Annotated in this window: 12 protein-coding genes; 9 read left to right on the top strand and 3 right to left on the bottom strand. The window is 71.9% G+C overall.

All coding sequences use genetic code 11. The annotated features are described in order from the left end of the window. Nucleotides 1-192 precede the first annotated feature (192 nt). Nucleotides 193-786, bottom strand: a complete 594-nt coding sequence (locus ACFWTC_RS30110) for a biotin transporter BioY (RefSeq protein WP_384028017.1) — start codon at nt 784-786, stop codon at nt 193-195. 231 nt (nt 787-1,017) lie between these two features. On the opposite strand from ACFWTC_RS30110, the gene ACFWTC_RS30105 reads away from it, so the two are divergent. The 3 genes from ACFWTC_RS30105 to ACFWTC_RS30095 all read left to right on the top strand — a co-directional run bounded on the left by ACFWTC_RS30105 (nt 1,018) and on the right by ACFWTC_RS30095 (nt 4,822). After that, nucleotides 1,018-2,400, top strand: a complete 1,383-nt coding sequence (locus ACFWTC_RS30105) for an amino acid permease (protein ID WP_383930287.1) — start codon at nt 1,018-1,020, stop codon at nt 2,398-2,400. 144 nt (nt 2,401-2,544) lie between these two features. Next, a complete protein-coding gene (locus ACFWTC_RS30100; protein WP_383930285.1) occupies nt 2,545-3,960 on the top strand; it encodes an amino acid permease in 1,416 nt (471 codons plus the stop codon). 202 nt (nt 3,961-4,162) lie between these two features. Beyond that, nucleotides 4,163-4,822 carry a superoxide dismutase gene (locus tag ACFWTC_RS30095; RefSeq protein WP_384028018.1) on the top strand — a complete coding sequence of 220 codons (660 nt, stop codon included), beginning with the start codon at nt 4,163-4,165 and terminating at the stop codon, nt 4,820-4,822. Between the two features lie 163 nt (nt 4,823-4,985). Here the strand turns inward: ACFWTC_RS30095 and ACFWTC_RS30090 are convergent, their stop codons facing one another. Next, nucleotides 4,986-5,633, bottom strand: coding sequence for a DsbA family protein (locus tag ACFWTC_RS30090; RefSeq protein ID WP_383930280.1), 648 nt, complete (start codon nt 5,631-5,633; stop codon nt 4,986-4,988). A gap of 129 nt (nt 5,634-5,762) precedes the next feature. On the opposite strand from ACFWTC_RS30090, the gene pepN (ACFWTC_RS30085) reads away from it, so the two are divergent. From pepN (ACFWTC_RS30085) to ACFWTC_RS30065, 5 genes are all read left to right on the top strand, one after another. Further along, nucleotides 5,763-8,321 (top strand): aminopeptidase N, encoded by a 2,559-nt coding sequence (pepN, locus tag ACFWTC_RS30085; RefSeq protein ID WP_384028019.1) that lies wholly within the window; start codon nt 5,763-5,765, stop codon nt 8,319-8,321. Nucleotides 8,322-8,508: 187 nt separating this feature from the next. After that, nucleotides 8,509-9,471 carry a hypothetical protein gene (locus ACFWTC_RS30080; RefSeq protein WP_384028020.1) on the top strand — a complete coding sequence of 321 codons (963 nt, stop codon included), beginning with the start codon at nt 8,509-8,511 and terminating at the stop codon, nt 9,469-9,471. A 112-nt stretch (nt 9,472-9,583) separates the two neighbouring features. After that, on the top strand, nt 9,584-10,108 hold the full coding sequence (locus tag ACFWTC_RS30075; RefSeq protein WP_384028021.1) for a CGNR zinc finger domain-containing protein: 525 nt from the start codon (nt 9,584-9,586) through the stop codon (nt 10,106-10,108). Between the two features lie 325 nt (nt 10,109-10,433). Further along, entirely contained in the window at nt 10,434-13,751 is a 3,318-nt protein-coding gene (locus tag ACFWTC_RS30070; RefSeq protein ID WP_384028022.1) for a S8 family serine peptidase, read from the top strand. Between the two features lie 243 nt (nt 13,752-13,994). Next, entirely contained in the window at nt 13,995-15,023 is a 1,029-nt protein-coding gene (locus ACFWTC_RS30065) for an aspartate-semialdehyde dehydrogenase (RefSeq protein WP_383930265.1), read from the top strand. A gap of 63 nt (nt 15,024-15,086) precedes the next feature. Here ACFWTC_RS30065 and ACFWTC_RS30060 read toward each other — a convergent pair whose 3' ends face one another. Further along, a complete protein-coding gene (locus tag ACFWTC_RS30060; RefSeq protein ID WP_384028023.1) occupies nt 15,087-15,617 on the bottom strand; it encodes a DUF1203 domain-containing protein in 531 nt (176 codons plus the stop codon). A gap of 138 nt (nt 15,618-15,755) precedes the next feature. Between ACFWTC_RS30060 and pepN (ACFWTC_RS30055) the strand changes: the two genes are divergently transcribed. Beyond that, complete coding sequence (gene pepN, locus ACFWTC_RS30055) at nt 15,756-18,353, top strand: aminopeptidase N (RefSeq protein ID WP_383930262.1); 2,598 nt, start codon at nt 15,756-15,758, stop codon at nt 18,351-18,353. The last annotated feature ends 107 nt before the right edge of the window (nt 18,354-18,460 follow it).

The raw sequence follows: 18,460 nt of genomic DNA, 5'->3' as shown, positions 1-18,460 counted from the left end.
GAGACTGGGCCTGGGGTGTGGCCCGCTACTGGCGCCGCACGGCCGCCGAGCGCGCCTCGGTCTGACCTGTGGGGGGGGGGGGGGGCGGCGCGGCCGTCGCCCGCCCCGCCCCGCCCCGGAACGACAGCAGCCCCGGACCGCCGCTCGCGGTCCGGGGCTGCCGTACAGGCGCCCTACTGGGGGACGGGCCGCTCAGCCGAGGCGGCCCACCAGCTTCCAGGCGGCGGGCAGGGCGCCCATCGCCAGCGCGGCCTTGAGCGCGTCGCCGATCAGGAACGGGGTCAGGCCCGCCGCGACGGCCGCGGTCAGGGACATCCCGGTCGAGGCCATCAGGTAGGGCACGCCGACCGCGTAGATCACGGCCGAGCCGAGCACCATCGTGCCCGCGGTACGCAGGACCGAGCGGTCGGCGCCGTGCCGCGCGAGGGCGCCCACGACGGTGGCGGCCAGCAGCATGCCGAGCACGTAGCCGAAGGAGGCCCCGCCGGCCCCGGAGGTGCCGTTCGCGAACCACGGCACCCCGGCCGCGCCGACGAGGGCGTACAGGGCGAGCGCGAGGAAGCCTCGGCGGGCACCGAAGGCCGTGCCCACGAGCAGCGCGGCGAAGGTCTGCCCGGTGACGGGGACCGGGGAGCCGGGAACCGGTACGGCGATCTGCGCGGCGAGCCCGGTGAGCGCGGCTCCGCCGACGACGAGCGCGATGTCGCGGACGCGGCTCGCGGGCAGCAGGTCGGCGAGGACGGCGCCGGGCCGGAAGACGGCGGGCGAGACGGAAGCGGTGCTCATCGTGGCTCCGAGGGTGCGGGGTTCGACCGGGACACCGTGACGCTAACCCCGCCCCCCCGCCCGGCCCCACCGTCGCCCGGGACAAAGCGATGATCCCCGCAGTGGTGGGGTGTTCACAAAAAACCTCTACCAAGAGGTAACCAGAGCGTCCGAAGTGATGCGGATCACCCCTGCGATAAGCGCGTGAGGTCCGTTTTGCGTCGCCGCTCCTGACTCGGAGAGACTGTCGGAATGTCACAAGCACCCTTGTCGGACCTCCCGGCGGAACCGCTGAGCCACGGCCTCAAGCAGCGCCACCTGACCATGCTGGGCCTCGGCGGCGTGATCGGCGCCGGCCTCTTCGTCGGCTCCGGCGCGGGCATCGGGATCGCCGGTCCGGCGATCATCTGCTCCTACCTGCTCGCGGGCGTCCTCGCGATGCTGGTGATGCGCGCGCTCGGCGAGATGTCCGCCGCCATGCCCGCCTCGGGCTCCTTCTCCGTCTACGCGGAGAAGGCGCTGGGCCGCTGGGCCGGCTTCTCGGCGGGCTGGCTCTACTGGTTCCTGCTGGTCGTGGTGCTGGCCGTGGAGGCGACCGGCGCAGCGAAGATCGCGAACGGCTGGCTGCCGTCGGTGGACCAGTGGGTCTGGGTGCTGATCTTCATGGTGGTCTTCACCGTGAGCAACCTGGCCGCCGTGAAGAACTTCGGCGAGTTCGAGTTCTGGTTCGCCGCCCTCAAGGTCGGCGCGATCGTGCTCTTCCTGATCCTGGGCACCCTCGCGATCTTCGGCCTGCTCCCCGACACCGACCCGGTCGGCATGGCGAACCTGACCGGCCAGGGCGGGTTCTTCCCCGCCGGCATGGGCGGGGTGGTCGCCGGCATGCTCGCCGTCGTCTTCGCCTTCGGCGGCCTGGAGGTCGTCACGATCGCCGCCGCCGAATCGCAGGACCCGGCCCGCTCCGTGGCCCGCGCGGTGCGCAGCGCGGTGTGGCGCATCCTCTTCTTCTACGTCGGCTCCATGCTGGTCATCGTGACCCTGCTGCCGTGGGACTCGCTGGAGCCCGGCGAGAGCCCGTACGTCGCCGCGCTGGACTCCATCGGCATCCCGGCGGCCGGCCAGATCATGAACATCGTGGTGTTCGTGGCGCTGCTGTCGGCGCTGAACGCGAACCTGTACGGGTCCTCGCGCATGGTGTTCTCGCTGGCCGAGCGGGGCGAGGCGCCGACGTCGCTGCTGAAGGTCTCGGGCGGCGGGGTGCCGCGCCGGGCGGTCTTCGCCTCGGTGGCCTTCGGCTTCGTGTCGGTCGTGCTGAACCTGCTGTGGCCGGACACGATCTTCCTCTACATGCTCAACGCGGTCGGCGCGGTGCTGCTGTTCGTGTGGGCGCTGATCGCGGTCTCGCAGCTGAAGCTGCGCCGCGTCATCGAGCGGGACATGCCGGAGCGGCTCACGCTGCCGATGTGGCTGTTCCCGTACCTGACGTGGGCCGCGCTGGTCGGCATGGCGGCGGTGCTGGTGCTGATGCTGTTCGACGACTCGGCCCGGCCGCAGCTGCTGTGGTCGACCGGGGCCGCCGCCCTCGTGCTGCTGGTGGCGTGGGTGCGGGAGATCCGCGAGCGCCGGGCCGGCTGACGCCCCGACACGCGCCGCGGGTGCCCGGGGCCTTCGGGTCCCGGGCACCTGCGCGTCGTACGAGGAGGATCACGGCCGGTGAAACCGGTGTCCGAATGATGGACACACAACGTCCGATTATCGGACGATCGGCACACTGGGCGCATGAGTCAGCGCACGATCACGCACCCCGAGCAGCAGGCGCCGCCGCAAGCCGACGCCGGCTCCCCCCTCGGCAACGGACTGAAGCAGCGCCACCTTTCGATGATCGCCCTCGGCGGTGTCATCGGCGCCGGCCTCTTCGTCGGCTCCGGCGCCGGCATCGCGGCCGCCGGTCCCTCGATCGTGCTGGCGTACGCCGCGTCCGGGGTGCTCGTGATGTTCGTGATGCGGATGCTCGGCGAGATGTCCGCCGCCGATCCCGCCTCCGGCTCCTTCTCGGTGCACGCGGAGCGGGCGATCGGCCCCTGGGCCGGGTTCACCGCGGGGTGGATGTTCTGGACGCTGCTGTGCGTGGGCGTGGCCATCGAGGCCATCGGCGCGGCGCACATCATGACCGGCTGGTTCCCGGGCACCCCCTCGTGGATGTGGGTGCTGGTCTTCATGGCCGTGTTCTGCGGGTCCAACCTGGCCGCCGTCTCGAACTTCGGCGAGTTCGAGTTCTGGTTCGCCGCCCTGAAGATCGGGGCGATCGCCCTCTTCCTGGGCCTGGGCGTGCTCGCCGTCCTGGGCGTCCTGCCCGGCGCGGACGCCCCCGGCACCGCCAACCTCCTCCACGACGGCGGCTTCCTGCCCAACGGCGTGGACGGCCTGCTGGTCGGCCTGCTCGCCTCGGTCGTCGCGTACGGCGGCCTGGAGACCGTGACCATCGCGGCCGCCGAGTCCGAGAACCCGGTCAAGGGCGTCGCCCGGGCCGTGCGGACCACGATGTGGCGGATCGCCATCGTCTACGTCGGCTCGATGCTGGTCATCGTGACCCTGCTGCCGTGGAACGACCCGGCCGTGACGCAGGACGGACCGTACGCGGCCACCCTGGACCGCCTGGGCATCCCCGCGGCCGGCGAGATCATGAACGTGGTCATCCTGATCGCCCTGCTGTCCGCGATGAACGCCAACATCTACGGCTCCTCCCGCATGGCCTACTCCCTCGTCTCCCGCGGCCAGGGCCCGAAGGCGCTGGGCAAGGTCACCGGCCGGGTGCCGCGCCGCGCGGTGCTCGCCTCCTCCGGCTTCGGCTTCGTCACCGTGCTCCTCTCCTACTGGTACCCGGACACCCTGTTCGCCTGGCTGCTGAACATGGTCGGCGGGGTCATCCTCGTCGTCTGGGGCTTCATCGCCGTCTCCCAGCTCCTGCTGCGCCGCCGGCTGGAGCGCGAGGCCCCCGAGAAGCTGGTCGTGCGGATGTGGGGCTTCCCGTACCTGACGTGGGTGGCGCTCGCCGGGGTGGCCGGAGTCCTGGCGCTGATGGCCCTGGACGCGGACACCCGGGTGCAGGTCGTCTTCACCGGCGGGCTGACCGTCGCCCTCGCGGCGACCGGCTGGATCCTGCAGCGCCGGGCGGCCGTCCGCGCGGCGGGATAAGGCTCCCGTCCGGCGCGACACCCCCGCCGGACGGCAGGTCAGAGGCCGGGCCCATGCGCACGCATGGGCCCGGCTTCCGGCGTTCCGGGGGACTTGATCAGAGAGGTAACCCTTACGTGTCGTCCGGAATAGATACTGCTAGCGTGCAGTTGCGCATTGACTGCAATAAGCAGTTGGCACGCTGAGGGGACCGGACACACGCATGGCCATTTACACGCTTCCTGAGCTTCCCTACGACTACGCGGCGCTGGAGCCGGTGATCAGCCCGCAGATCATCGAACTGCACCACGACAAGCACCACGCGGCCTACGTCGCGGGCGCCAACACCACGCTGGAACAGCTGGAGGAGGCGCGCGACAAGGAGAACTGGGGCGCGCTGAACGGCCTGGAGAAGAACCTCGCGTTCCACCTCTCCGGCCACATCCTGCACAGCATCTACTGGCACAACATGGCCAGCCCCAAGACCGGTGACGGCGGCGGCATCCCGGACGAGAAGGACGGCCTCGGCGACCTGCCGGCCGCCATCACGGAGTCCTTCGGCTCCTTCGCCGCCTTCCGCAAGCAGCTGACCTTCGCGTCCTCCGCGACGCAGGGCTCCGGCTGGGGCGTGCTCGCGTACGAGCCCCTCAGCGGCCGCCTGATCGTCGAGCAGATCTACGACCACCAGGGCAACGTGGGCCAGGCCTCCGTGCCGATCCTGGTGTTCGACGCCTGGGAGCACGCCTTCTACCTCCAGTACAAGAACCAGAAGGTGGACTTCATCGAGGCCATGTGGAACGTCGTCAACTGGCAGGACGTGGCCAAGCGCTACGCCGACGCCAAGGCGAACACCCCGCTGCTGATCCCGGCCGACAAGGCCTGATCGGCGCCACCCGCCCGTCCGCCTCGTGATCGTCTTCTCAACCTTCACCGGCGGGCGTGTCCACCAGAAGGCCCCCGCGAGGACATGACTCGCGGGGGCCTTCTGCGTGCTCGGCGGAAGCCGCCGGCGTTCGGCCGTGCGTCCGTGCGCAGGCCCGGACGGGCTACTCGAAGGAGGGGCCCTGGGTGCGGGTGCGCTTGATCTCGTAGAAGCCCGGCGTGGAGGCGACGAGCAGGGTGCCGTCCCACAGACGGGCGGCGGCCTCGCCGCGCGGGGTCGGGGTGACGACCGGACCGAAGAACGCGACGTCGTCGCCCTCGGCGCCGGGGACGGAGATCACCGGGGTGCCGACCTCCTGGCCGACCCGGTCGATGCCGTTGTTGTGGGAGGCCCGCAGCACCTCGTCGTACTCGTCGGAGTCGGCGTAGGCGAGCAGCTCGGCCGGGAGGCCGGCCTCGTCCAGCGCCGCGGCGATGACCTCGCGGGTCGGGCCGTGACCCTCGTTGTGGATCTTGGTGCCGAGGGCGGTGTAGAGCTTGCCCGTGACCTCGGCGCCGTGCTTCTGCTGTGCCGCTATGACCACGCGCACCGGAGCCCAGCCCTTGGGGCCGAGCAGCTCGCGGTAGGTCTCGGGGAGTTCGTCGAGCTTGTTCTCGTTGAGGACGGCCAGGCTCATCACGTGCCAGCGGACCTCGACGTCGCGGACCTTCTCGACCTCGACCATCCAGCGCGACGTCATCCAGGCCCAAGGGCAGAGCGGGTCGAACCAGAAGTCGACCGGAGTCTTCTCGCGCACCTGGGTGTCGGTCATGTCTCTCCTCAAGTCAGACAAAGGCATCACTGGGACCACGTCCTCCGTCGCCAACCAGGCCGGGGCCCCGCGCATTCCCCCCGTGCGAGGATTCGACGGAAGAACGCGATCACGCACGAAGGAGTGCAGGTGCCCGGAGAGAATCTGTCCCGCGACGAGGCCCGTGGGCGGGCCGAGCTGCTGTCCGTCGACGGCTACGAGGTGGTCCTCGACGTCCGCTCCGCGGTCGAGGAGGCCGAGCCGGCCGAGGGTCCCCGGACCTTCCGCTCCGTGACGACGGTCCGCTTCCGGGCCGCCGCCCCGGGCACCGCCACCTTCGCGGACCTGATCGCCCCTTCGGTGAACTCCGTGACCCTCAACGGGCGCGCCCTGGACCCCTCGGCCGTCTTCGACGGGTCGCGGATCGCCCTGGACGGCCTGGACGCCGAGAACGTCCTGGTGGTGGACGCGAACTGCGCGTACAGCCGGACCGGGGAGGGCCTCCACCGGTTCGTGGACCCGGAGGACGGCGAGGTCTACCTCTACACCCAGTACGAGCCGGCGGACGCCCGGCGGGTGTACGCGAACTTCGAGCAGCCCGACCTGAAGGCGCCGTACCGCTTCGAGGTGACCGCCCCGGCGCAGTGGCAGGTGTGGAGCAATGGCGCCGAGGAGTCCCGGGAGGGCGGGGTCTGGCGGTTCGCCGAGACCGCGCCGATCTCCACGTACATCACGTGCGTGGTGGCGGGCCCGTACCACTACGTCACGGACTCCTACACGCGCGGGGACCTGACGATCCCGCTGGGCGCGATGTGCCGCAAGGGGTTGGCGAAGCACTTCGACGCGGACGACGTCTTCCTCGTGACGAAGCAGGGCTTCGACCTCTTCCACGAGATCTTCGACTACCCGTACCCCTTCGGGAAGTACGACCAGGCCTTCGTGCCCGAGTACAACCTGGGCGCGATGGAGAACCCGGGGATGGTGACCTTCCGCGAGGAGTACATCTTCCGCGGGAAGGTGACGCAGGCCGCGTACGAGCGCCGTGCGAACACCATCCTGCACGAGATGGCGCACATGTGGTTCGGCGACCTGGTCACCATGAAGTGGTGGGACGACCTGTGGCTGAAGGAGTCCTTCGCGGACTTCATGGGCTCCTTCGGGCTGGTCGAGGCCACCCGCTTCGACCAGGCGTGGGTGACGTTCGCCAACAGCCGCAAGGCGTGGGCCTACCGGGCCGACCAACTGCCGTCCACGCACCCGGTCACGGCCGACATCCGTGACCTGGAGGACGCGAAGCTGAACTTCGACGGGATCACGTACGCCAAGGGCGCAGCGGTGCTCAAGCAGCTGGTCGCGTACGTGGGGCGGGATGCCTTCCTGGAGGGCGCGCGCCGCTACTTCCGGGCCCACGCGTACGGGAACACCACCCTGGACGACCTGCTGTCGGTGCTGGCGGAGGTGTCCGGGCGGGACATGGCCGAGTGGTCGCGGGCCTGGCTGCAGACCGCGGGCGTGAACGCGCTGACCCCGGTGGTGACGTACGACGCGGGCGGGCGCGTGACCGAGCTGGCGGTGCTCCAGGAGGGCGGGGAGCTCCGGCCGCACCGGGTCGCGGTCGGCCTGTACCGGCTGGAGCCGGACGGCACCCTGGTGCGGTACGCGCGGGCCGGGGTGGACGTGGTCGGCGTGCGGACCGCGGTGGCGGAGCTGGCCGGGAGCGAGCGGCCCGACCTGGTCCTGGTCAACGACGAGGACCTCACCTACTGCAAGATCCGCTTCGACGAGGGCTCGCTCGCCACGCTGCGCGCGCACCTGGGCGACCTCACGGACCCGCTCGCGCGGGCGCTGTGCTGGTCCGCGCTGTGGAACCTGACGCGCGACGGCCTCATGCCGGCGCGGGACTTCACCGCGCTGGTGCTGGCGCACGCGGGACGCGAGAGCGACGTCGGCGTCCTGCAGATGGTGCACGCGCAGGCACTGACCGCGGTCACGCACTACGCGGCGCCGCAGTGGCGCGAGCAGGGCGGCCGGGAGCTGGCGGCCGGCGCGCTGCACGAACTGCGGCTGTCAGAGCCGGGGTCGGAGCACCAGCTCACCTGGGCCCGGTTCTTCGCGGCGGGCGCCACGACCGAGGGCGACTTCCAGCTGCTCCTGGGGCTGCTCGACGGTTCGGCGCGGATCGACGGCCTGGACGTGGACCAGGAGCTGCGGTGGGACTTCCTGCTGCCGCTCGCCGCGCACGGGGCGGTGGACGAGGGCGTGCTCGCCGCCGAACTGGCCCGGGACGACACCGCGTCGGGCAAGCGGCACCAGGTGCGGTGCCTGGCGGCGCGTCCGTCGGAGGCGGTCAAGGACCAGGCGTGGGCGGCGGTCGTCGAATCGGACGGCCTGTCGAACGCGCTGGTGGAGGCGACGATCGCGGGCATGCAGCAGCCCTCGCAGCGCGGGCTGCTGGCCGCCTACACCGGGCGGTACTTCGAGGTCCTCGAACGGGTGTGGGCCGAGCGGTCGATCCAGATCGGGATGGACGTGGTGAAGGGGCTCTACCCGTCGCTCCAGGACTCCGCGGAGACGGTGGGCGCCACGGACGCCTGGCTGGCCGGCCACCCGTCGGCCCCGCCGGCCCTGCGGCGGCTGGTCCTGGAGTCCCGCGACGACCTGGCCCGCGCCCTGCGCGCCCAGAGTTGCGACGCGGCCGCCTCCGCCTGACGCGCGACGGGCCGGGGCCCGGGGGCGGTTCCCCCGGGTCCCGGCCCCGGGACCTGCCCGTTCGCGGCGGGGAGCGGGCACCCCATCGGCAGTCGAACGCCCGTACTTTAGCCCCGCCTTGTCCCGGTTTGTCGACGGACGTGTAACAAGGGTTAGCGAGGCCATGGCCTGAGGGAACCTCAGCGTCATGAACCACAACGCGCCCCTCCCCCTCGCCCACCTCACCGGCACCCGCCCCCGCGTGCTGACCCTCGCCCAGCTGCGCCAGCACGGCGTCTCCGCCTCCGACGCCGCCGAGCGGCCCTGGCGGCAGATCCTGCCGGGGGTCTTCCTGCTCCACCCGGGGCCGGCCACGAGCGAGGAGCGGCTGCACGCCGCGCTGCTGTACGCCGAGCGCCGGGGCAACGGCGAGGCCATGATCACCGGACTGGCGGCGCTCGCGCTGTACCGGTTCTCCTCGGTGCCCGCGCTGCTGGCGCTCTCCCACATCGACGTGCTCGTCCCCGGCACCCGCCGGCTCCGCTCCACCGGCGACGTGCGGATCGTGCGGGCGCACGTCCCGCCCCGGTCGCAGGAGGTGACCGGGCTGCCGGTGGCTCCGGTCGCGCGGGCCGTGGCCGACGCCGTCGCACAGCTCGCGGACGCCGGCACCGTACGCCGCCTGCTCAGCGAGGCCGTCCGCGGCGGGCACTGCGAACCGGTCGCCGTCGTACGGGAGCTGACGCTGGCCCGGCTGCTGAACCGGCCGCACGTGGTCGACGCCGTCGAGTCGCTCCTCGCCGAGGGGCGGGCCATCGCCGAGGACCGGCTCTACCGGATCGTACGGGGCTTCGACCTCCCCGAGCCGGTCTGGAACGTGGACCTGCGGCTGCCCGGGGGCCCGCACCTCGGCGGGGTGGACGCGTTCTGGCCCGAGCAGGGTGTGGCTCTGGAGATCGACACCCGGGCGCCGCGCCAGGGCGAGGACGAGCAGTGGTCGGAGTCCGCCCGCAAGCGGGAGACCCTGGAGCGGCTCGGGATCACCGTCCTGCACGTCACCCCGCGCAAGCTCCGCGACTGGCCCGAGCAGCAGGCCGCGGTCGTCCGTACCGCCCTGACGGCGGCCGCCGACGACGAGCCCGCCGCGTACCTGGTGGTGCTCCCCCGGTGAGCCGCCGGAGGCGGACGGGCCGGGGCGCGCTCGGGGCGCCCCGGCGTGACCGCCGGCGCCGGCCGGCCCCGTACGCTTGAGGGGTTGGCGAGACGGTACGGAGGGGCAGGACATGGCGGCGGCGGACCCACGACCCCTGACCGGGGAGCCGGTCGTCCTCGACCTGCTGAACACCCGCTGGACCGTGGACGGCACCCCGCTGGACCTCTTCGCGGGAGCCGCCGGACTGACCCGCGTCGAGGGAGTCGCCGTCTGGCTGGAGAGCGCCGGCCTGGCCGACCGCTTCCGCGCCGATGCCCCGGCCCTGGTGCACCTGCTGACCGCCCGCGAGGCCCTGGCCCGGGCGGTGGCCGACCCGGCCGACGCGAGCGCCCGCGCACTGCTCGACGCGGTTTTGGAACACGGCCGCGTCCGCATCACCCTGACCCCCGAAGGCCCCGGCGAGCGGGCCGAGTTCGCCGATCCGGCCTGGGGGCCCGCCTGGACGGCGGTGCGCGCCTACCTGGACCTGCTGGGCTCCGCGCCCGGCCGCATCCGCACCTGCGCGTCCGATGACTGCGGGCTGCGCTTCCACGACACCTCGCCCGACGGCATCCGGCGCCGGTGCGGGACGGCCGCCTGCGGAGACCGGGCGTAGGCCCCGCTCCGCCCCCTCGTCACATCCGTACGCGCGCACGCGCGTGCGCTGGACGGATGGAATGTGTCACACCCGAGCCGGGAGCCGACCGCGCCCGGGCACCGAGGTGCGGTCGTGAAGTCTACAAATCCACTCTCCACCGCCGTCGTTTCACCCTGGTACGCCCCGGTACGGGCTCACTGGCGCATACCGCACCGTGGCGGGAGTCCGCCATGTCAGGTCTCGGTCAATGACATCCCTCCCCAAAGAGCGGTCACTTGCGCAAGGCTGACCGGTCATCCGGCACCGAAATCCGGACCGTATCTTTCACCTACCAGGGATGCTGATGACCCTCGAATCCCCCAGCTCCATATCCGGGCCCAGACGAGCGGCCCGAATAGCCGCCGCCGCGGGCCTCGTGGCCGCGCTCTGCGCGACCGGAGCCATGCCCGCCTTCGCGGCGGGAACCGTCGACGGGCCGCGCGCCACACCGCCGGTGAAGTCCGCGGACCAGAAGCTCGGCTCCGCCGATGCCGAGCTGCTGCAGGAGGCCAAGTCCAAGGGTGACAAGACCGTCACCGTCATGGTCGCGACCGCCCCCGGCGAGACGAAGCAGGTCGCCCAGCAGCTCGGCGCCGTCGAGGGTGCCTCGGTGGGCCGTACGTACGACGACCTCGGCTACGTGCGCGCCACGCTGCCCACCGGGAAGGCGGACGCCGCCCTCAAGGCGGCCGTCAAGCTGAACTCGGTGCACGGCATCGACCTGCGCCACGAGATCCAGCTGCCGGACCCGCGCCCGGACGCGGACCGCGAGGGCGCCGCGGCCAAGAAGACCGCGGCCGAGGCCTACCCCGCGCCGGACGCCAACACCCCGGCGAAGAACCCGTACAACCCGTCCTTCGAGACCGGCGCGGTGGACTTCGTCACGAAGAACCCCCAGGCCGACGGCCGCGGCGTGACCATCGGCATCATGGACTCGGGTGTCGACCTCGGCCACCCCGCGCTGCAGACGACCACGACCGGCGAGCGCAAGATCGTCGACTGGGTCACGGCGACCGACCCGATCACCGACAACGACGGCACCTGGCGGGCGCAGATCACCCCGGTCGCCGGCGCCTCGTTCGCCGCGGGCGGTTCGACCTGGAAGGCGCCCGCGGGCGCGTTCCAGTGGAGCCGCTTCACCGAGTCGATCACCGCGAACGGCGACATGGCCGGTGACGTCAACCGCGACGGCGACACCACCGACCGGTTCGGCATGCTGTACGACCCGGCGACCGGCACCGTGCGCGTGGACACCGACCAGGACCTCGACTTCACGAACAACGAGCCGATGAAGCCGTACAAGGACGGCTACCAGATCGGCTACTTCGGGACGGACAACCCGGCGACCCCCGTCGTCGAGCGCATCCCGTTCGTGATCGAGATCCGCAAGGACGTCCCGATGGACCCGCTGGGCGGGGACTGGGTCGGCAAGAAGGCCGACTTCGTCAACATCGGCATCATCGAGGGCACGCACGGCACGCACGTCGCCGGCATCACCGCCGCCAACAGCCTCTTCGGCGGCAAGATGAACGGCGCCGCCCCCGGCGCCAAGCTCGTCTCCTCGCGCGCCTGCACCTGGTCGGGCGGCTGCACCAACATCGCGCTGACCGAGGGCATGATCGACCTCGTCGTCAACCGCGGCGTGGACATCGTCAACATGTCCATCGGTGGCCTGCCGGCGCTCAACGACGGCAACAACGCCCGCTCGGAGCTCTACTCCAACCTGATCGACAAGTACGGCGTCCAGCTCGTCATCTCGGCGGGCAACGAGGGCCCCGGCGTCAACACGATCGGTGACCCCGCCCTGGCGGACAAGGTCCTCTCCGTGGGCGCGGCCGTCTCCAAGGAGACGTGGGCCGCCAACTACGGCTCGGGCGTGGCCAAGAAGTACAACATGTTCAACTTCTCCTCGCGCGGCCCGCGTGAGGACGGCGGCTTCACGCCGACCATCACCGCCCCCGGCGCCTCCATCAACACCGCGCAGACCTGGATTCCGGGTTCGCCGGTGAAGGAGGCCGGCTACGCGCTGCCGCCCGGCTACGCGATGCTCCAGGGCACCTCGATGTCGTCGCCGCAGGCGGCGGGCGCAGGCGCACTGCTGATCTCGGCCGCCAAGCAGGCGAACATCGCGCTGAAGCCCGCGGGTCTGCGCATCGCGCTCACCAGCACGGCGAAGAAGATCGCCGACGTCCCGGCGCACGCCCAGGGCGCGGGTCTGATCGACGTCGTCGGCGCGTGGGAGTCCATCCAGCGCGACGCGAAGGCCAACGAGTTCACCGTCAAGGCGCCGGTCGACACCGCGATCGACCAGTTCCTGAAGACCCCGGGCTTCGGCACCGGCGTCTACGACCGCGAGGGCGGCCTGAAGGTCGGCCAGAAGAAGGTCTACAACGTCGTCGTCACCCGCACCACGGGCGTCAAGTACGGCACCCGGCACGACCTGAGCTGGCGCAACAACGACGGGACCTTCAAGGTCATCGGCGGCTACGACTACGTCACGCTGCCGCTGAACAAGCCCGTCACCATCAAGGTCGAGGCCAAGGCCACGTCGGCCGGCGTGCACAGCGGCATCCTGCAGCTGGACGACGCGACGACCGAGGGCATCGACAAGCAGATCCTGACGACGGTCGTCGCCTCGACCCCGCTGGCGAAGCCGTCGTTCCAGCTGTCGGACACCTCCTCGGTGCAGCGCAACAGCCACAAGTCGTACTTCGTCACCGTCCCACCGGGCGCCAAGACCCTCGAGGTCGCCCTCGGCGGTCTGCAGCCGGGCAGCCAGACCCGCTTCATCTCGATCCACCCGTACGGTCTGGGCGTCGAGGACAGCGCGACCACCCAGTGCTACCCGAACTACGACAACCCGGCGAACACCTGCCGCCCCGACCTGCGTTCCTACGCCGACCCGCAGCCGGGCGTCTGGGAGATCGAGGTCGAGTCGCGCCGTACGTCGCCGCTGCTGGACAACCCGTACAAGCTGGACGTCTCCGTGCTCGGCGCGGCCTTCGACCCCGCGGTCAAGGTCCTGCCCGAGGTCAAGCTGGGTAGCCCGGCGCCGGTCCAGTGGACCGTCAAGAACGAGGCCGCGGCCATCACAGGCGGCAAGCTCAAGGGCGGCCCGCTCGGTTCCGCGAAGGTCGCCAAGCCGACCATCGCCACCGGTGAGACGCAGACCACCGAGGTCACGATCGGCGCGGGCGTGTCCCGCCTCGACATCGCGATCGGCAAGACGTCCGACACGGGCGCCGACCTCGACCTGGACGTGTACAAGGACGGCGTCAAGGTCGGCTCCTCCGCCGACGGCGACTCCGAGGAGGCCGTGAGCCTGGTCAACCCGGCCGCGGGCACCTACACCATCGAGGTGCTGGGCTACGCGATCCCGTCCGGCTCCACCACGTACGACTACCGCGACGTGTTCTTCTCGGCCGCTCTGGGCTCCGTCCAGGTCGACGAGGCCGCCGCGGTGAACCTCGCCACCGGCGCCACCGCGCAGGTCTCGGCGAACGTCCTGGTCAGCAGCGCGGCCCCCGAGGGCCGTCAGTTCTTCGGCCAGGTCCAGCTGCTCAACGCCGGGGGCACCGCCGCCGGCACCGGCAGCGTGCAGATCGAGAAGGTCCTCCCGTAACCCGGTAGGCACCTGACAGGCCGAGGGGGCGGCGCTCCGATGAGCGCCGCCCCCTCGTGTTTCCGCTCCGACCAGGCAAAACGGATGATCGCAGGGCGCGCGACAGGGCCGCCACGGAGACGTCGCACGGGTTCACATTCCGGACACCGTCCGTTCCTCGGACAATGGATTGGACAAGGCTCGTGGGGTCGAACGCATGATGGCTCCACGCGCGCCCGCGTCGTACGTACCAGAGGAGTCACCGTGAGGGTCGGAATCGTCGGAGCCACCGGACAGGTCGGCGGAGTCATGCGCGGCATCCTCGCCGAGCGGAAGTTCCCGGTGGACGAGCTGCGGCTGTTCGCGTCGGCCCGCTCCGCGGGCTCCGTCCTGGAGTGGGAAGGCCGGGAGATCACCATCGAGGACGCGTCCACGGCCGACTACTCCGGCCTGGACATCGTGCTGTTCTCCGCCGGCGGCGCCACCTCCAGGGCCCTCGCCGAGAAGGTCGCCTCGCAGGGCGCCGTCGTGATCGACAACTCCTCGGCCTGGCGCAAGGACCCCGAGGTCCCGCTCGTCGTCTCCGAGGTCAACCCGCACGCGATCAAGAACCGCCCCAAGGGCATCATCGCGAACCCGAACTGCACCACCATGGCCGCAATGCCGGTGCTGCGCCCGCTGCACGACGAGGCCGGACTGACCGCGCTGATCGCCACCACCTACCAGGCCGTGTCCGGCTCGGGCGTGGCCGGCGTCGCCGAGCTCGACGGCCAGGTCAAGGCCGTGGCGGGCGAGGCCACCGCGCTGGTACACGACGGCGAGGCCGTGGCCTTCCCCGAGCCGGGCGTGTACAAGCGGCCCATCGCCTTCAACGTGCTCCCGCTCGCGGGCTCGATCGTGGACGACGGCTCCTTCGAGACCGACGAGGAGCAGAAGCTCCGCAACGAGTCCCGCAAGATCCTGGAGATCCCGGATCTCAAGGTCTCCGGCACCTGCGTGCGCGTTCCGGTCTTCTCCGGCCACTCGCTCCAGGTCAACGTCCGCTTCGAGCGCCCGCTCGGCGTCGAGCGCGCCTACGAGCTGCTGAAGGACGCCCCGGGCGTCGAGCTCTCGGAGATTCCGACCCCGCTCCAGGCGGCCGGCAAGGACGCCTCGTACGTGGGCCGCATCCGGCTGGACGAGACGGCGGAGAACGGCCTCGCCCTGTTCCTCTCGAACGACAACCTCCGCAAGGGGGCGGCCCTGAACGCGGTGCAGATCGCCGAGCTGGTCGCCGAGGAGCTGCGCGGCTGATCCCGCGCCGGACGGGGCGGGGGAGGGGGCGGGCGCCGGACGGTGCCCGCCCCCTCCCCCGTCTCACGGCCGGCGGGGCTCGTGGCGGACCTCGCGGCGCACCTCGTAGAGGAAGCAGCCGTACTCCGCCGCCCGGACGTGCACGAGGGCGACCTCCGGGTCGGCGAACGCCTCGGCCAGCGCCCGCGCCACGACCCCGTCGGGCTCCTCCCCGAGGGCCAGTACCCGGCCGCCGACGATCCGGCCGGCCGCGTCGTAGCGCCGGGCGACCCGCAGCGCGCCCGGCGTCCCGAACGGCAGGACGCCGCCCTCCCCGGGGCCCGCGCACGCGTCGGCGTGCACGAACACGGGCCCCTGCTCGTCGTACGCCCCCGGGTCCGCACCGGACCGCGCCGCCCAGCGGCGCAGCGGCGCGTACGCGACCAGGGCGATGCGCTCGCCGGCGCGGCTGCGCCGCAGGCAGCAGCGGAGCGGGGCGCCGCCCTCGGGGTCCTGGTACGGCAGGCAGGGGCGGCCGGCGTCGTCGCCGCGGCGCAGTTGCGTCAGGACGGACGGGGCGATGGGGAGCACGGCGGGGCGGTTCGGCGGGGTCATGGGGCCGATCCTCCCGGCCAGGACCGGCCGAAGCTGGCGGATATCGGACGTCGCGTTCGCCCGTGGATTACTCGGGAGCCCCGGGCGGGGCTCCCGTGGAAGGATGGCCGGGACGTCACCATCGAAGGAGATGAACGCGTGCCAGGCACGAACCTCACCCGTGAAGAAGCCCAGCGGCGGGCCCAGCTGCTCACCGTCGACTCCTACGAGATCGAGCTCGATCTCGGCGGTGCGCAGGAGGGCGGCACCTTCCGGTCCGTGACCACGGTGCGCTTCGACGCCGCCGAGGCCGGCGCCGAGACCTTCATCGACCTGGTCGCCCCGGCCGTCCACGAGGCCGTCCTCAACGGCCACTCGCTCGACGTCGCCGCCGTCTTCCGGGACTCGCGGATCGCCCTGCCGCACCTGGCGGCCGGGACCAACGAGCTGCGCGTCGTCGCGGACTGCGCGTACACCAACACCGGTGAGGGCCTGCACCGCTTCGTCGACCCGGTCGACCAGCAGGCCTACCTGTACACCCAGTTCGAGGTGCCGGACGCGCGACGGGTCTTCGCCAGCTTCGAGCAGCCCGACCTGAAGGCGACGTTCCGGTTCACCGTGACGGCCCCCGAGGGCTGGACGGTCATCTCGAACTCCCCACGGGACACCTCTCAGGGGGCCGAGCCGAAGGACCGGGTGTGGGCCTTCGAGCCGACCCCGCGGATCTCCTCGTACATCACCGCGCTGATCGTGGGCCCGTACCACGCGGTGCACAGCTCGTACGAGGGCAAGGACGGCCAGTCCGTACCGCTCGGCATCTACTGCCGGCCCTCGCTCGCCGAGTTCCTCGACGCGGACGCGATCTTCGACGTGACCCGGCAGGGCTTCGACTGGTTCCAGGAGAAGTTCGCCTACGACTACCCGTTCGCCAAGTACGACCAGCTCTTCGTCCCGGAGTTCAACGCGGGCGCCATGGAGAACGCGGGCGCGGTCACCATCCGCGACCAGTACGTCTTCCGCTCGAAGGTGACGGACGCGGCGTACGAGGTGCGCGCCGAGACGATCCTGCACGAACTCGCCCACATGTGGTTCGGCGACCTCGTCACCATGGAGTGGTGGAACGACCTCTGGCTGAACGAGTCGTTCGCCACGTACACCTCCATCGCCTGCCAGGCCTACGCCGAGGGCTCGAAGTGGCCGCACGCGTGGACCACGTTCGCCAACTCGATGAAGACCTGGGCGTACCGGCAGGACCAGCTGCCGTCGACGCACCCGATCATGGCCGACATCCGCGACCTGGACGACGTCCTCGTCAACTTCGACGGCATCACGTACGCCAAGGGCGCCTCGGTGCTCAAGCAGCTCGTGGCCTACGTCGGCATGGACGCCTTCTTCAAGGGCGTGCAGGGCTACTTCAAGGCGCACGCGTTCGGCAACACGCGCCTGTCCGACCTGCTGGGCTTCCTGGAGGAGACCTCGGGCCGCGACCTGACCGCCTGGTCGAAGGCGTGGCTGGAGACGGCCGGCATCAACGTCCTGCGCCCCGAGGTGGAGACGGACGGGCAGGGCGTCATCACCGCGTTCGCCGTGCGCCAGGAGGCCCCGGCGCTGCCCGCGGGCGCGAAGGGCGAGCCGGTCCTGCGTCCGCACCGGATCGCGGTCGGCCTGTACGAGCTCCAGGACGGCCGCCTCGTGCGCACCGACCGGATCGAGCTGGACATCGACGGTCCGCTGACGGCGGTGCCGGAGCTGGTGGGCCGCGCCCGCCCGACGGTCGTGCTCCTCAACGACGACGACCTGTCGTACGCCAAGGTCCGCCTGGACGAGGTCTCCCTCGCCAACGTCACCGCCCACCTCGGCGACTTCACCGAGTCGCTGCCGCGCGCGCTGTGCTGGGCCTCGGCCTGGGACATGACGCGCGACGGCGAGCTCGCCACCCGCGACTACCTCGCCCTGGTCCTCTCGGGCATCGGCAAGGAGTCGGACATCGGCGTCGTCCAGTCCCTGCACCGGCAGGTGAAGCTGGCCGTCGACCTGTACGCCGACCCGGCGTGGCGCGCGGAGGGCCTGGCGACCTGGACCGAGGCCACCCTGGAGCACCTGCGGGCGGCCGAGCCGGGCAGCGACCACCAGCTGGCGTGGGCCAGGGCCTTCGCGGCCACGGCCCGGACCGAGGGGCAGCTGACGTACCTGTCGGCCCTGCTGGACGGCGCGGCGGAGATCGAGGGCCTGGCCGTCGACACCGAGCTGCGGTGGGCCTTCCTGGAGCGCCTGGTGGCCACCGGTGTCGCGGACGAGCCCGCGATCGCGGCGGAGCTGGAGCGGGACGCGACGGCGGCCGGCGAGCGCCACGCGGCGACCGCCCGGGCCGCGCGCCCGACGGCGGAGGCCAAGGCCGCGGCGTGGGCCTCGGTGGTGGAGTCCGGCGACCTGCCGAACGCGGTGCAGGAGGCGGTGATCGGCGGCTTCGTCCAGACCGATCAGCGCGAGCTGCTGGCCCCGTACGCGGAGAAGTTCTTCGCGGCGGTCAAGGAGGTCTGGGACACCCGCAGCCACGAGATCGCGCAGCAGGTCGCGGTGGGGCTGTACCCGTCCCTCCAGGTCACGCAGGAGACCCTGGACGCGACGGACGCCTGGCTGGCCGCCGCCGAGCCGAACGCGGCCCTGCGCCGCCTGGTGTCGGAGTCGCGCGCGGGTGTCGAGCGGGCCCTGAGGGCCCAGGCGGCCGACGCCGCCGCCGCTGCCGCCCAGGTGTGACGCCCGGCGCCGGCGGGCCGGGACCCCCTGCCCGCCGGCGCCGCGGCCCCTCGTCCGCGGCACGTCTGCGGCGGCGCGGCTGCGGCGGCTCCACCCCCGGCCCGGGC

The organism is Streptomyces sp. NPDC058619 (assembly GCF_042717785.1).
Classification (GTDB): Bacteria; Actinomycetota; Actinomycetes; order Streptomycetales; family Streptomycetaceae; genus Streptomyces.
This window is presented reverse-complemented; position numbering and strand designations above follow the sequence as displayed.

What these genes read in the sequence shown, in the direction of transcription:
- ACFWTC_RS30110 (WP_384028017.1), bottom strand. Translation starts at nt 786, where the DNA reads ATGAGCACCGCTTCCGTCTCGCCCGCCGTCTTCCGGCCCGGCGCCGTC.
- ACFWTC_RS30105 (WP_383930287.1), top strand. Translation starts at nt 1,018, where the DNA reads ATGTCACAAGCACCCTTGTCGGACCTCCCGGCGGAACCGCTGAGCCAC.
- ACFWTC_RS30100 (WP_383930285.1), top strand. Translation starts at nt 2,545, where the DNA reads ATGAGTCAGCGCACGATCACGCACCCCGAGCAGCAGGCGCCGCCGCAA.
- ACFWTC_RS30095 (WP_384028018.1), top strand. Translation starts at nt 4,163, where the DNA reads ATGGCCATTTACACGCTTCCTGAGCTTCCCTACGACTACGCGGCGCTG.
- ACFWTC_RS30090 (WP_383930280.1), bottom strand. Translation starts at nt 5,633, where the DNA reads ATGACCGACACCCAGGTGCGCGAGAAGACTCCGGTCGACTTCTGGTTC.
- ACFWTC_RS30080 (WP_384028020.1), top strand. Translation starts at nt 8,509, where the DNA reads ATGAACCACAACGCGCCCCTCCCCCTCGCCCACCTCACCGGCACCCGC.
- ACFWTC_RS30075 (WP_384028021.1), top strand. Translation starts at nt 9,584, where the DNA reads ATGGCGGCGGCGGACCCACGACCCCTGACCGGGGAGCCGGTCGTCCTC.
- ACFWTC_RS30070 (WP_384028022.1), top strand. Translation starts at nt 10,434, where the DNA reads ATGACCCTCGAATCCCCCAGCTCCATATCCGGGCCCAGACGAGCGGCC.
- ACFWTC_RS30060 (WP_384028023.1), bottom strand. Translation starts at nt 15,617, where the DNA reads ATGACCCCGCCGAACCGCCCCGCCGTGCTCCCCATCGCCCCGTCCGTC.